Raw genomic sequence first — 14,744 nt, 5'->3', positions numbered from 1 at the left:
TTCAAGCATAAATCCACTTCTTTCCTCATAGAGTGAAACTAATAAGGCTTGTCTAAGGAAAGGAATGAACGAAAGTGGAAACTTTACCATGGTGGATTTATCTTGTGATCGTTGGGATTGTATTGAGTGGTTACATGGTTTTATATACTTCGAAAAGAGAGCAAGAGATGGATAATGAGTTTATCGAAAAAGAAGGCGAAGTTTATATGAAGCGATTAGAAGAAGAGCGCGAGAAACGCAATCAGGATAGTGATAAAGATTCAGTATTGCTTTAATAGAAATTTTGAAAGGCTACCACTTAGTAGAACTTTACATCTAGGTTGGTAGTCTTTTTTTCTTTTGAGGGGAGCAAGTGCATGCCATCAAGTTAAGCTTATATAAGTTTAATTTTACATATATACGAGATTCATCATGAACTTTTATTGATGGTATTTATATATATATTTACTCATAAGAATGGAACTAGCTTAGTATTTATTGGGGGGATTAAGAATGAATAGGGATGAAACCTCATTACATCCTGATACGGGTGTTACGTCTGTAATGTTTGTTGAACGTTCATTAAATGAAATTCGTTTTTGGTCTAGAATCATGAAGGAGCATTCTTTTTTTCTTCGATTGGGGTTTAGATGCGAGGATACCCAACTAATCGAAGAGGCTAATCAATTTTATCGATTGTTTGAACATATCGAACAAATAGCATACTCCTATACAAATGAAACAGATCCTGGACAAATAAAAAGATTTAATTCAGAAGTACAACAAGCCGCAACTAATATTTGGGGATTTAAGCGGAAAATTTTAGGTTTAATTCTCACATGTAAATTGCCAGGACAAAATAATTTTCCACTGTTAGTTGACCACACAAGTAGGGAAGCTGATTATTTTAGAAGACGTTTAATTGAATTAAATGAAGGTAAATTAGATGCTCTTCCTGATGCTATTATTAAAGAAAATGTTTTCTTTTTAAGGATTATGGCAGACCATGCTAAATTTATTGGTCATCTTCTTGATCCATCGGAAAGAAAGCTTGTAGATACAGCCCGGAATTTTAGCAATGATTTTGATGAATTGATGTATCAAGCAATTGACTTAGAATCTATGAAACCACAATCTCAAACTGTTCCTCTTTTAGATCAATTTTTAGATCAAAATCGTGTGTCAGTTACATCTCTTCGGGATTTTAAGAAAACGGCACGTGATTTAATTGAGCAATGTAAAATAAAGAGTATCATTCATCCATTATTAGCAGACCATGTTTTTCGTGAAGCTGATAGATTTCTTGAAATAATTGATATGTTTGATGCTCATCTTACAAATATTAAATCACAATCTAGATAGTAGAAGATAAGGAAAGATACTATTTTTCCTTAAGGTGAGAAGTTAACAATTTATTGTTAGCTTCTGTTCTTTGTGATGAAAAGGTTTAAAAATGACACTTTTAGTGGATGAAGAGATAAAAATCAAAATTTTCTTTTCGTCTAGTAAATTTACCTTTAAAGACTATAAATACCTTTGATCATATATGTAATTATTTGCAAAATGATATATGCGGAAGATTTGCTAAATAAAGGGATTTAAAGTGAAAAGGAAAAATGATATTACTCCAAGTTCATTGTTTGTAGTCCATTTAAATCAATTGTGAAGTGATGATATTGAAGAATTACGGGACAATTTTAAAAGAATTTGATTTAGTGGAGAAAGGACCAAATGGACTCTGTTAGCTATCACAAAAATCCAATGTGCATATGCGAAGTGAAACAGAAGAAGGCCTATACTATGTCCTGTTTTTATATGTATCTTGGCTGTCTTATACATATGTATTTTGTCAGATAATCAAATAGATTAGTATAAAAATGAAAATGGAATTGATTTTTGCTAGAGAATACTATATATTCAATTTATATAATATATGATTTTAACGTTACAAAGGAGGGGGATGTACTATGAAAAGAAGTAAATTTAAATTCACTAATTTAACAACGGCCGCCACTGAAGTGAATTTTAGTCCAAAATAAATTAGTTTAGATGAAGTTACCAAAAAGTACACAATTCCCATTGTACTCGAGGAGAGGGACTGACATGAATACAAAAAAATTTCAAACCTATGTGGCGTTGTCAACAAAAGACTGGAGTGCTGAAACATTTGTAAGAACCCTAGAAGAGATTGTAGCTTCGGCAAAAGAATATGAAAATGATTATATTGAAATCCATCAAGTATTAGAAATGGTAGTAACAGAAGTTGAAGTTGAGTATGTAATCATTCTAAATCATACGAGAAACTTAGATGATTTGGGGAAATACCTTAAATAATAATTTCTAAATACAGTTTATAAAAAAGGAACGCTTTCTGTTTATTATTCTAAAACAGAGGGCGTTTTTGTATTTTCCGTAAAGTTTTTATAGATTATTTTCTATTTTAAACAGTGATAGTAGTAGACTGTTAGAGAAAAACGTGTTGTATCCATAGTCACAGTAACCATCCAAACCCCAATTCATACACTAGGATAGAGGTTTTTTCACCTAATAATCCAATGAAAAAGGAGTGTAATGATGGAGAAACGTACTGTTAATGAAGCGGGAGGAAGTATACCACAACCAATCCGTAGCGATGGAGCAGGTGCGATTGATTCTGGCCCGCGTAATGTTATGCGGGATATTCAAAATCCGAATATGCTCGTTCCGCCTATAACTGATGCTGGATTAGTTCCTAACTTGAAATTTTCATTCTCAGACACTTCTATGATTTTAAAACACGGTGGGTGGTCTCGGGAGATTACTGTTAGGGAACTTCCGGTTTCGACTACGATTGCTGGTGTAAATATGAGTTTAACGGCCGGAGGAGTACGTGAACTCCATTGGCATAAACAAGCAGAATGGGCATATATGCTTTTAGGAAAGGCACGCATAACGGCTGTTGATCAAAATGGACGGAATTTTATTGCTGATGTTGGTCCGGGTGATCTTTGGTATTTCCCGCCTGGTATTCCGCATTCTATTCAAGGATTGGAACATTGTGAATTCCTGCTCGTTTTCGATGATGGACATTTTTCTGATCTATCTACTTTAGCTATTTCAGACTGGTTTGCACATACGCCAAAAGAAGTTCTATCGGCTAATTTCGGAGTGCCAGAAAGTGCTTTTAACTCTATTCCATCAGAGCAAATCTATATTTATCAAGGAGAGGTACCGGGTTCGCTTGAGAGTCAGGAAGTCCAGTCACCTGAAGGAGAAATTCTTTTAACCTTCAAGCACGAATTGTTAAAACAAACACCTATCAAGACCCCTGGTGGTAGTGTCCGAATTGTAGACTCTACTAATTTTCCTATTTCAAAAACAATTGCAGCAGCACTAGTTGAAATTGAGCCTGGCGGAATGAGAGAGCTCCATTGGCATCCTAACAACGATGAGTGGCAGTATTATCTTACTGGGCAAGGAAGAATGACTGTATTTCTTGGAGATGGTGCAGCTCGTACATTTGATTATCGAGCTGGTGATGTCGGATATGTACCGTTTGCGACGGGTCATTATATTCAAAATACAGGTACCGAAACATTGTGGTTTTTAGAGATGTTCAGAAGCAATCGTTTTGAAGATGTGTCGTTAAATCAATGGATGGCACTGACTCCTAAAGAAATAGTGGAAAGTAATGTGCATGTTGGGCCGCAAGTGATGGATTCTTTACGTAAAGAGAAATGGCCTGTTGTGAAATATCCTGGGTTTTCATATAGTCCGAAAAATTATGAGTAAAAATGAAAATTTGCGTTATTCTTTCTGGAGACTGATAAGAAGGGATGGCGTATTTTTTATGCCTAATCTAGTCTTTACTAGTATTCGTTCTTTGTATTATTGTTCGGGAAATTATTATAGAAGAAAAGTATATGAAATTTGCATGATATAAAATACAAAACGGCGCTATTATAAGGTGTAACGCACAAGTTGCACAGGTTATGCAACGATAACTAGCTTTACTCTTCATCATTTATTTGACCATACTAGGCTTAGAGAGGTGATAAGCACAGTATGATTTTTAGTGAACGTTTGAAAGAAGAAAGGGAAAAAAGAAATTGGTCGCAAAATGATTTGGCTGAAAACTTCATGTGAGCAGGCAGTCTGTTTCGAAATGGGAGACGGGAAAGAACTATCCGAGCATTGAAATTATTATTCATTTAAGTGATCTGTTCGGCATTACGATTGATGAGTTATTGAGGAGTGGTCAAGAGTTGACGCAGAAAGTAATAGAAGATAGTAAACAATTAGCGCATCCAAAATGGAAGGTGTTCTTTGATGGTCTATTTATGATAGGAGTATTTTTGTTTATTGCAAAAATCGTTGTATGGCTGTTAAATAAGTTTGCAGGAGCAGGCATTACAATTTTAGCGGATGCACCATACGTAATGAACTTTTTACCCCTCATATTAATGGTTATAGGTGGTACAGTTTCTGATAAGTTGAAGAAAATATATAGATAATGAAAGAAATCCCCCTACACTAGCTGTTCTTTCCACTCAAATTGTGTACTATAAAGGATAGGATGACATAAAGAAGGGGACATTTAGAATGGAATTTCATGAACAGAAGATTTTGCCGGCAGTGAGGCAAATTAAAGATTTGGAAAAGCTATTACATAGTTCGTATGAGTATATCGTTATTTTAGATATTCATGTCGGTCAATTGAGGAGTGTTATATCACTTGCGAAGCAATATTGTAAAAAGGTGTTTTTACATGTGGATTTAATTCATGGGTTGCAGAGTGATGGGCATGCGACGGAGTATTTATGCCAAGAGTTTAGACCGTACGGGTTACTTTCGACAAAGGCCGGTGTCATTATGAAGGCGAAGCAAAAGGGTGTTGTGGCAATTCAGCGTATCTTTTTAATCGATTCTAGCGCAATGGAAAAGAGTTGCAACCTTTTGGAAAAGACGAAGCCGGATTATATTGAGGTGCTTCCAGGAGCAATGACGGACATTATCGCTGAAGTGAAGGAGCGTACTGGTGTACCGATTTTGGCGGGTGGTTTTATTCGTACAGTTGATGATGTGGAGAAAGCGTTAAATGCTGGTGCGACAGCAATTACGACATCAAAACGCGAACTATGGAAACATTACCAAAAAAAGTGACGAAAATGTGAAAAAATTCTGTTGACACCGCTTTCATTAGAGGTTAACATTATAGACAAGTTAATAAACGTGACGGAGAAAAGAAGAGATCCACATTTCATTGTTTCTATATAATTTTATATAGAAACGTGCAAAGCTGTGGGTCTTTTTCTTTTGACAAAAACGAATGGCCATTCATTTTACCTCTATCACATTTAAAAGCGTTTAAATTGATTGTGGAGGGATTTTATGTCAGCATTTTTAGGGGAATTAATAGGGACAGCGTTGTTAATCTTACTTGGTGGCGGCGTTTGTGCTGGTGTAAGTTTAAAGAAATCGTTTGCGAAAGATTCTGGTTGGATTGTAATTACAATGGGCTGGGGCTTAGCGGTTGCTATGGCAGCGTATGCAGTTGGATCAATTAGTGGGGCACATTTGAATCCGGCTTTAACGATAGGACTTGCTTTTAAGGGAGCGTTCCCATGGAGTGACGTACCTATGTATATCGCAGCACAAATGATTGGGGCAATTATCGGGGCAGTTATCGTATATTTACACTACTTACCACATTGGAAAGAAACAGAAGATCCAGGAACAAAGTTAGGTGTATTTGCAACAGGTCCAGCAATTCCGAACACATTTGCAAACCTTTTGAGTGAAATGATTGGAACATTCGTTTTAGTATTTGGTATATTAGCAATTGGAGCAAATAAATTTGCAGATGGATTAAATCCATTTATCGTAGGTTTCTTAATTGTAAGTATTGGTTTATCATTAGGTGGAACAACAGGATACGCAATCAACCCGGCTCGTGATTTAGGTCCGCGTATTGCACACTTCTTCCTTCCGATTGCAGGAAAAGGCGGTTCAAATTGGAAGTATGCATGGATTCCAGTAGTTGGTCCGATTCTAGGTGGATCACTTGCAGGTTTATTCCATCAAGTTGTATTTGAAGGAAAACAAAATCCAGCACTTATTTATGTGATTATTGCAACTGTGATTGTACTAGCAATCTCTTATATGACAAGTAAAAAAAGCGGAAGCACTACAAATAATAGAAAAGTAGCATAGGGGGAAACCGATATGAAAAAATATATTCTTTCATTAGACCAAGGAACAACAAGCTCACGCGCAATTCTTTTCAATAAAGAAGGAAAAATCGTTCATTCAGCTCAAAAAGAGTTTACACAACATTTTCCAAAGCCAGGCTGGGTTGAGCATAATGCACAAGAAATTTGGGGATCTATTTTAGCAGTTATCGCAACTTGCTTAAGTGAAGCGGATGTAAAACCAGAACAAATCGCTGGTATCGGTATTACGAACCAACGTGAAACAGCGGTTGTATGGGATAAAACAACTGGAAAACCAATTTATAACGCAATCGTATGGCAATCTCGTCAAACAGTTGAAATTTGTGATGAGTTAAAAGAAAAAGGTTATAGCGAGATGGTTCGCGAAAAAACAGGTCTTTTAATTGATGCATACTTCTCTGGTACGAAAGTAAAATGGATTTTAGATAACGTTGAAGGTGCAAGAGAAAAAGCGGAAAACGGCGAGTTATTATTCGGAACAATTGATACATGGCTTGTATGGAAATTATCTGGCGGTAAAGCGCACGTAACAGATTACTCAAACGCATCACGTACATTAATGTTTAACATTCACGACTTACAATGGGATGATGAGCTTCTAGACATGTTAACAGTACCAAAGAGTATGCTTCCAGAAGTACGTCCATCATCTGAAATATATGGTGAAACAATTGATTATCACTTCTTCGGCCAAAATATACCGATTGCAGGTGTAGCTGGTGATCAGCAAGCAGCATTATTTGGACAAGCTTGTTTCGGTGAAGGTATGGCGAAAAATACTTACGGAACTGGTTGCTTCATGTTAATGAACACAGGCGAAAAAGCAGTTGCTTCTGAGCATGGCCTATTAACAACAATTGCATGGGGTTTAGATGGTAAAGTAAATTACGCATTAGAAGGAAGTATTTTCGTAGCAGGTTCTGCAATTCAGTGGTTACGTGACGGAATGCGCATGTTTAAAGATGCGAGCGAGAGTGAAGTGTACGCATCACGCGTTGCATCAACTGAAGGTGTATACGTTGTACCGGCATTCGTAGGTTTAGGTACACCGTATTGGGATAGTGAAGTACGCGGCGCTATGTTTGGTGTAACACGTGGTACGACGAAAGAGCACTTCATTCGTGCAACGCTAGAATCTTTAGCATACCAAACGAAAGATGTACTATGCGCAATGGAAGCTGATTCAGGGATTGAACTGAACACATTACGCGTTGATGGCGGAGCAGTTAAAAATAACTTCTTAATGAAGTTCCAAAGTGATATTTTAGAGGTTCCTGTAGAGCGTCCAGTGATCAATGAAACGACAGCTTTAGGTGCAGCATATTTAGCAGGTCTTGCGGTTGGATATTGGAAAAACCAAGATGAAATTAAAGCGCAGTGGCATATGGACAAACGCTTTGAACCAACGATGGAAGCGGAAACAAGCGAAGAGCTATATGCTGGATGGAAAAAGGCAATTGAAGCAACAAAAGCTTTCAAATAATCATAAACAGTGTTATAATGGTGACAAGTTAATAATTCGGTAGGAGATTTGGAGAGACCACAACGCGCTATAGAGGCGAAATCTATAGCGGAGTTTGTGGTCTCTTTTTTCGTTATCAAAGGGAGGAATTACCATGAAATTTTCAAGTAAACAACGTAAAGACGTATTAAATGGAGTAAATAAGCAAGAGTTAGATGTGATCGTAATTGGTGGAGGTATTACTGGTTCTGGTATTGCATTAGATGGGGCAACACGCGGTTTATCAACGATTGTGTTTGAAATGCAGGACTTTGCAGCAGGTACATCAAGTCGTTCAACGAAACTTGTACATGGCGGTTTACGTTATTTAAAACAACTTGAAGTGAAAATGGTAGCAGAGGTGGGGAAAGAGCGTGCGATCGTATATGAGAACGGTCCCCATGTAACAACACCAGAGTGGATGTTACTTCCGTTCCATACAGGCGGTACGTTCGGATCATTTAGTACATCAATTGGTCTTCGTGTATATGACTTCTTAGCAGGTGTAAAACGAAGCGAGCGCAGAAAGATGTTTAACCGTGAAGAAACGCTAAATAAAGAGCCTCTTGTAAAACAAGAAGGATTAAAAGGCGGCGGTTACTACGTAGAATATCGTACAGACGATGCGCGTCTTACAATTGAAGTAATGAAAGAAGCGATTGAGCATGGTGCGAAAGCTGTTAACTACGCAAAAGTAGACAGTTTCTTATATAAAGATGGAAAAGTATGCGGTGTACGTGTAATCGATTTACTAGACGGTGAAGTATACGAAGTTTACGGTAAGAAAATTGTAAACGCAGCCGGTCCTTGGGTAGATACACTTCGTGAAAAAGATAACTCGAAAAAAGGTAAAGTACTGCAGTTATCAAAAGGTGTTCACTTAGTAATTGATCAAAAACGTTTCCCATTAGGCCAAGCGATTTACTTCGATACACCAGATAAACGTATGGTGTTCGCGATTCCGCGCGGAGGAAAAACGTACGTAGGTACAACAGATACGTTCTATGATAAAGACGCAGCTGTACCGCACATGACAACAGAAGATCGCACATATATCATTAATGCGATTAACTACATGTTCCCAAGCGTGAAAATTACAGAAAAAGATGTGGAATCAAGTTGGGCTGGTGTACGTCCGTTAATTTATGAAGAAGGTAAGAATGCATCTGAAATTTCTCGTAAAGATGAAATTTGGACTTCTGAATCTGGTTTAATTACAATCGCAGGTGGTAAATTGACAGGATACCGCAAAATGGCTGAAATGGTAGTAGACTACGTAACGAACCTATTACAAAAAGAAGGACATAGCGCATATCCGAAGAGTGACACGAAACATATGCCAATCTCTGGTGGACATGTAAGTGGTTCACATGGATTCTCAGCATTCGTTGCGAAAAAAGCAGGCGAAGGTACGAAATACGGTTTAACAACAGCTCAAGCAGAAGAATTCGCGAAATTCTATGGCTCTAACGTAGACGTACTGTTCGACTTAGCGAAAAAACATAAAAACGAAGCGAAAGAATACAACATGCCGCTAGACGTTCTAATCCCTCTTGTATACGCAATGGATTACGAAATGACAGCGAAACCAGTTGACTTCTTCGTACGCCGCAGAGGTGCTGTATTCTTTAACATCCACTGGGTATACGAGTGGAAAGAAGCAGTAATCAACTACATGGCTGCAAAACTAGGCTGGAGCAAAGAAGAGCAAATGAAATATACTGCTGAACTAGAAAAAGCATTAACAGACGCTGTAATTCCTGTAGATCAACAAGAACAAGCAGCTGCGTTAGCGTAAAAATAGAGAACCACCTGAAGGGGAGCCTTTAGGTGGTTTTTGTTTTATTATGAATGCGCTAAAATATCGATTAAAGTGTTGTGTTTTACTCTTCCTAAAGAGAAATAAGCTTGAAATAAAGGTATAACAAAACGGTATGGACATAGCCAGCCATATTGTTATAGATTTATCCCGTCTTGTTTTGTTTTTTTCTTATTATTGGAGGTGTAAATATAAAGAAAAGCAAGAAGCCCATATAAGATTCCTCCTAACAAGAAAAACGGTTCAACAATTACTAATAGTAAAGAAAGGGATTCTGAGTCCAACAAGCTTTGAGTTATCCCTACGCCACCCCGCAAACCTAAAATTGCACATGCTCCCCATGCTGCAGTGAGCAACAACCAGGATGGAAATCTTCGTCCCCATGCTTGAACAAGTGCAAGTGCAGTAAATGCAGCAACTATACATAGAGCAATTGCAACTAGATTAATGATGAATAACACTTTGCCCATTGTCCTGCCTTCAAATCCTAAAGTACCTCCTGCCGCCCAATAAATGTGAATTAACCCGAATAGAGCTGACCAAACAAAAGCTGCATAACCAGTAAAAACCAACCACTTATCGATTTTGTCCGGCGGATGTTGATTATTATTGTTTTTGATTGTAATAACTCCTTTCATTACGAGGAATAATAGCAATCTTTTTGAATACCGTATAGTTTTATATACGGTATCATTTTATAATTTATTAGTATTAAATCCAATGGAAATGCGGAAATATTATGATTATATTTATGCGATCAGTTACTACATTATATGTCCCTTTTATGGAACAAAAATCAATTAGGACTTTTTAACCAAGGAGCTAAAATGTAGAGGAAACACGAATACGGTAAATGATGTCAAAATGCTAAATATACTCATGAAATAATTGATCTACTTATAAAAAGTTATGTAGAAAATGAACTATCTTCGGATCAAAAAAGAAAATTCGAATTGCTGACGGAATTATAAAACAACAGAAGTACCGCTACATTAGGGGTACTTTTTATTTTGTATCTTTATTGTGAATTTGAAACAAAGTTGTATACACCCTTTATCTTAAAATCAAGTTATGTTTAAATATAAATGTTAAAAATAAACCAAATGAGGTAAATTCTATGAAAAAGATTTGCGCTATTTTATTCTCTATCTTTTTACTACTTATTCTCTCTAGTTGCGGACGAGATATTTTAACTAAGGATACTATTGAAGACGGGTTCACACATCGATTAGACTTTGAAAATAAGTTAAAAGAATACTCAAATGGCATGATTGAGATCGAAGATTCAAATATAGAGTATCGTGATAAAGAAAACGATCGTATCTATAAAGCAGACTGGAAAGGATTTGAAATTTATTCCAAAATGGGTAAAAGTGATTGGCTGTCAAACTCCTATTCGGTTACAACTGAAAAACTGGTATTTGAGGATAAGACAGCTAATGAGCAGTATCGAAAACTAATGGAAATCATCATTCGTATTGCAGACCCAAAACTCAATATTGAAGAAGTAAATAAGCTAATAGATAGTGGAGTAGACTTAAACGAGGTAAAAGATGGGAGGGGGTTCTACTACCAACTAAAGGTAGGTCAAGACCCAGTAAACAACATTGACTTTACGATTGTACCTAAAGGTGGATGGTAATTGAAGAATGAATAGAAAGAGATAAGATTCTTAGTTGCGGTCTTAGTTTTTTGTTCTTTTAACTGATATCATTTTTGAAAAAACATGTTAAGCAAAATACAATGAGCTGCCCATATCGGCAGCTCATTTACATACTTATCGTTAGCGGAAGTCATTTTAAACTTCTATGTGTCGATTTTTTCTTTGCCCTTGCGGATAAACCACCATATCAAAGCTACAAGTAGTAGGAGGAGCGGTATTCCCTGAATAAAGAGAAATCCTCCCCAAAAATCAAGTTCAGTACTATATGGAGAGTCTGTTGCCATCACACCTATAAATAAAGCCACTGGAATTGTGCATAGATTTACCCCTAAACTGACCATTATGAATGTTAGATTTTTATCCTTAGTTTTTGGTGAATCAGAATTGAAGAATGAGAATACTGCAAGGCCGATTATAAAATACAGTATTACATAAAGCTGATTAAGATATCCCATAATATTCCTCCGTTATCCTAATTGTACCATTAGCAAGGCCTATTTTGTGTACATTTGGATGAATAGGATATTCATATAAAGTTAACATAACGTAACATTATTGATAGGAAGAAAAAAGTGGATCCCTACTCTCGCAAGGAATCCACCTATTCATTATATGCTTCTATACTTGTTTTGTTTTCTTTGCTAGTGCCAACTTCAAAAAAGCTGCAAGTAGTATGAGAAGCGGTATTCCCTGAATGAAGAGAAATCCTCCCCAAAAATCAAGTGCAGTACTATCTGGAGGGGCTGTTGCCATCCCGCCTATAAAAAAAGCTATTGGACTTGTGAGTAGATTTATCCCTAAACAGACCATTATCAACGATAGGTTTTTAGCCTTAATTTTTGGTGAACCAGATTTAAAAAATAAGAATATTGCAGTGCCGAATATAAGAAACAGTGTTACATAAAAATTTAACATAATAGCCCTCCATGACTTTAATTGTACCATCAGCAAGGACAAATTTGAACAAATAGGATATTTATGTAAGTCAGATATAGTGTCTCATTATCAGTAGCAAGAAAAAAGCGGATCCTTACTCTCAAAAGGAATCCACTCTCTCTTTTTCTATAACTATATTTTTATATGTTCCTACCATGCTGGGGGTACCCCATGCCCATCAACTTAAGAATTTTATAACAACACAGGCTAAAAATTCCATGTATTTTTGAAAGAAAACGGCTTATATTTTCGTTTTGGGGTATTTGCTTTTCATAGCTTGATGGTGATGGAGTAGCGCCAACAAAACGCGAATTTCGTACGCTAAGCAAAGTTATTAAAAGAAAAACCCGTTTTTCTGAACAGGTGAGAGTTATACAGTATTGTAGATGGAAAACATATCTAGATAATTCAAATCAGCTCAAATTATTTGACGTTGACTTTACTTTTTTGGTGCTTTGCATATCGATGGTAAATTCGTTGACCACGGTAGGACTTTGTTTCAAACCAAAACAAGAAAAATAAGATTACCTGCACACTAAAAAGTATAGTGAACAGGTAATCTAGGTTAGGTGTTTTGAGATTAATGAAAGCTAATTTATTTTTTGGATTCTTCCATCAATAATAGGCTGAATTGGTTCTTTTGCTTGTTTTATATAATCTACTAATGCTTCAAAATCAGTTGGTCCTGTTTCAGCATCTTTCCCATTTTTAAAGGATACAAATCCATCGCCACCTGAAGCTAGAAATGCATTCGCAACAACGCTGTAAGTTTTAGAAGGAATAATTTCTTCTCCATTTGTTAAGTGAATACTTGTGACTTTTTCTCCATTTGGCTTGTTCGCATCCCAAGTGTATTGGATCCCTGAAATTTGAAGCATTCTTGTGATGTCTTTTTGCCATTGTTGATTTAAAATATCACGTATGTCTTGACCCGTTAAATTAACCTTTATTAATTGATTTCCGAATGGTTGAATGCCATATATTTCTCCCCATGTAATATCACCAGCATCTAAGTCATTACGAATACCACCAGGGTTCATAAGAGCAATTTGGGATTGCATTGTTGCACGCTGGGCATCAGCAACTAAATTGCCGAGAGTAGATTCACCAGCCGTATTTAGTTTGCGATCTAGTGGATTGGTAGACTTACCAATAACCTCATTGACAAGAGGTGCGATTTTAGCTTGATACTTCTCCATCTTCTTCTTTATTTTTTTATCAGGCTCTATGCCTTCATGGTAAGTTGTAACAATTTCTGCTTTTTTCTCGACAATATCTTTTGTCTTACGATCAATCTTTACATCAACATCGGCAAAAGCCATTCCATAAGAATTTGCTTGTACGACAAGTTTATTATTAACAGTTCCATTTACATAGGTGTGGCTATGCCCCCCAAAAATAACATCGACTTCTGGATCAGTCTCATTTGCTAATCGGACGAGATCACCATTTGTTACGCCGTTCGCATCTGTTGTACCTCCGTTATGCGCAAGAACAACGATAGATTTAACGCCTAGTTCTTTCAATTGCTTTACGGATTTGTTAATGGCTTCAACTTCATCTGTAATTTCTACATTCTTTAGCATAGTAGGCATAACAACGTTAGGAACATCTGTTGTTACGACTCCGATAAAGCCAACAGGAACTCCTTGTACCTTTTTTATAGTAAATGGTGGTAAAAATAGACGCCCGGTGGATTTATTATAGAAATTTGCGGCAACATATGGGAATTTTGCTCCTTTAAAATTCCCTGTTTTTTCATGGTATCCACCATAAATAAGGCGGTGCATTTCTTCAACACCTTCATCAAATTCATGATTTCCGATGGTTCCAACATCAAATTTTAAATCGTTTAGAAATTCAATCGTAGGTTCGTCTTGTAATAATGCTGAGACAGGAGGACTTGCTCCAACGATATCGCCCGCATGAACCTTTAATGTATTTGGATTTTGTTTTTCACGATCACGTAAATAAGCCGCTAAGTACTCGATTCCCCCTGCATCTTTATTGTTAATTTTCTTTACAGTGTCTAGTTGCCCATGAAAATCGTTAATACCGAGCATTTGTACATCTATGTAGCGGTTTGGTTCTGTATTTGTTTGAGCCGAAGGCGCAGCAAATACACTTGAAAAAGTAATTGTACTTAATGCTAAAGCAACTGGAATGATTTTTTTTAACATAAAATTTTCTCTCCCCTTATTACAATCTGACATCATATGATATAATCTGTCATCATTCGATATTAATTTTAATAGATTAAGAAGATTATTTCTATAAAAATTCTACTAATTATAAAAATTAATAAGATTTTATTGTTTTCTGACAAAATACTCCTTCCTCAAAAATGTGAAACACTAATTTTAGGTGGGAGATGGATATCGGTATGCGCTACATAAATTGTTAGATATTCGCACACATCTGTTTTACAAACTATTCACAGGAAAACAGATTCATATGGATGAAATGACAGAATCAGAGTAAATGTAAAATAGGGTGAGTGCAAAATTATGGATGTTACTTTTATATTGTTCTTTGTAGGGAGACCTTACACATCCATCAAAGTAAGAGTGAAAGTAAACTGAGCTTGCGAAAGGATAACGCTTTTTATATTTGAGGGTATTAAAATTAACCTTA

At 36.4% G+C, this 14,744-nt stretch carries 13 protein-coding genes and 1 pseudogene; 10 read left to right on the top strand and 4 right to left on the bottom strand.

The window, feature by feature from the left end; all coding sequences use genetic code 11:
• Window positions 1–74 precede the first annotated feature (74 nt).
• The 9 genes and pseudogenes from ACP6L7_RS22870 (at window position 75) to glpD (ending at window position 9,490) form a co-directional block, all read left to right on the top strand.
• Entirely contained in the window at window positions 75–275 is a 201-nt protein-coding gene (locus tag ACP6L7_RS22870; RefSeq protein ID WP_097829900.1) for a sporulation YhaL family protein, read from the top strand.
• Between the two features lie 217 nt (window positions 276–492).
• On the top strand, window positions 493–1,341 hold the full coding sequence (locus ACP6L7_RS22865) for a DUF2935 domain-containing protein (RefSeq protein WP_001078040.1): 849 nt from the start codon (window positions 493–495) through the stop codon (window positions 1,339–1,341).
• A 741-nt stretch (window positions 1,342–2,082) separates the two neighbouring features.
• Window positions 2,083–2,313: a hypothetical protein gene (locus ACP6L7_RS22860; RefSeq protein WP_087970766.1), complete on the top strand. Its 231-nt coding sequence runs from the start codon at window positions 2,083–2,085 to the stop codon at window positions 2,311–2,313.
• Between the two features lie 240 nt (window positions 2,314–2,553).
• Window positions 2,554–3,750, top strand: coding sequence for an oxalate decarboxylase family bicupin (locus ACP6L7_RS22855; RefSeq protein ID WP_097829901.1), 1,197 nt, complete (start codon window positions 2,554–2,556; stop codon window positions 3,748–3,750).
• A 273-nt stretch (window positions 3,751–4,023) separates the two neighbouring features.
• A pseudogene (locus tag ACP6L7_RS22850) lies at window positions 4,024–4,472 on the top strand (helix-turn-helix domain-containing protein).
• 88 nt (window positions 4,473–4,560) lie between these two features.
• A complete protein-coding gene (gene glpP, locus ACP6L7_RS22845) occupies window positions 4,561–5,121 on the top strand; it encodes a glycerol uptake operon antiterminator GlpP (RefSeq protein WP_097829902.1) in 561 nt (186 codons plus the stop codon).
• A 228-nt stretch (window positions 5,122–5,349) separates the two neighbouring features.
• A complete protein-coding gene (gene glpF / locus ACP6L7_RS22840; protein WP_097829903.1) occupies window positions 5,350–6,171 on the top strand; it encodes a glycerol uptake facilitator protein GlpF in 822 nt (273 codons plus the stop codon).
• Window positions 6,172–6,183: 12 nt separating this feature from the next.
• On the top strand, window positions 6,184–7,674 hold the full coding sequence (glpK, locus tag ACP6L7_RS22835) for a glycerol kinase GlpK (protein WP_097829904.1): 1,491 nt from the start codon (window positions 6,184–6,186) through the stop codon (window positions 7,672–7,674).
• Between the two features lie 133 nt (window positions 7,675–7,807).
• Entirely contained in the window at window positions 7,808–9,490 is a 1,683-nt protein-coding gene (gene glpD, locus ACP6L7_RS22830) for an aerobic glycerol-3-phosphate dehydrogenase (protein ID WP_098361658.1), read from the top strand.
• 158 nt (window positions 9,491–9,648) lie between these two features.
• Here glpD and ACP6L7_RS22825 read toward each other — a convergent pair whose 3' ends face one another.
• Window positions 9,649–10,149, bottom strand: a complete 501-nt coding sequence (locus tag ACP6L7_RS22825) for a DUF3995 domain-containing protein (protein WP_097829906.1) — start codon at window positions 10,147–10,149, stop codon at window positions 9,649–9,651.
• A 479-nt stretch (window positions 10,150–10,628) separates the two neighbouring features.
• Between ACP6L7_RS22825 and ACP6L7_RS22820 the strand changes: the two genes are divergently transcribed.
• Window positions 10,629–11,153, top strand: coding sequence for a hypothetical protein (locus tag ACP6L7_RS22820; RefSeq protein WP_097829907.1), 525 nt, complete (start codon window positions 10,629–10,631; stop codon window positions 11,151–11,153).
• A gap of 164 nt (window positions 11,154–11,317) precedes the next feature.
• Here the strand turns inward: ACP6L7_RS22820 and ACP6L7_RS22815 are convergent, their stop codons facing one another.
• From ACP6L7_RS22815 to ACP6L7_RS22805, 3 genes are all read right to left on the bottom strand, one after another.
• Window positions 11,318–11,629, bottom strand: coding sequence for a hypothetical protein (locus tag ACP6L7_RS22815; protein ID WP_071747296.1), 312 nt, complete (start codon window positions 11,627–11,629; stop codon window positions 11,318–11,320).
• A 163-nt stretch (window positions 11,630–11,792) separates the two neighbouring features.
• The gene (locus ACP6L7_RS22810; RefSeq protein WP_071772337.1) at window positions 11,793–12,089 is read right to left on the bottom strand and encodes a hypothetical protein; all 297 of its coding nucleotides are present in this window, start codon (window positions 12,087–12,089) and stop codon (window positions 11,793–11,795) included.
• 611 nt (window positions 12,090–12,700) lie between these two features.
• A complete protein-coding gene (locus ACP6L7_RS22805; RefSeq protein WP_097829908.1) occupies window positions 12,701–14,290 on the bottom strand; it encodes a bifunctional metallophosphatase/5'-nucleotidase in 1,590 nt (529 codons plus the stop codon).
• Window positions 14,291–14,744: the final 454 nt, after the last annotated feature.

Origin of the sequence: Bacillus silvicola, from assembly GCF_050524305.1 — a bacterium.
Classification (GTDB): Bacteria; Bacillota; Bacilli; order Bacillales; family Bacillaceae_G; genus Bacillus_A; species Bacillus_A cereus_AT.
The sequence above is the reverse complement of the archived record's forward strand: the minus strand, read 5'-3'. Positions and strand labels throughout refer to the sequence as shown.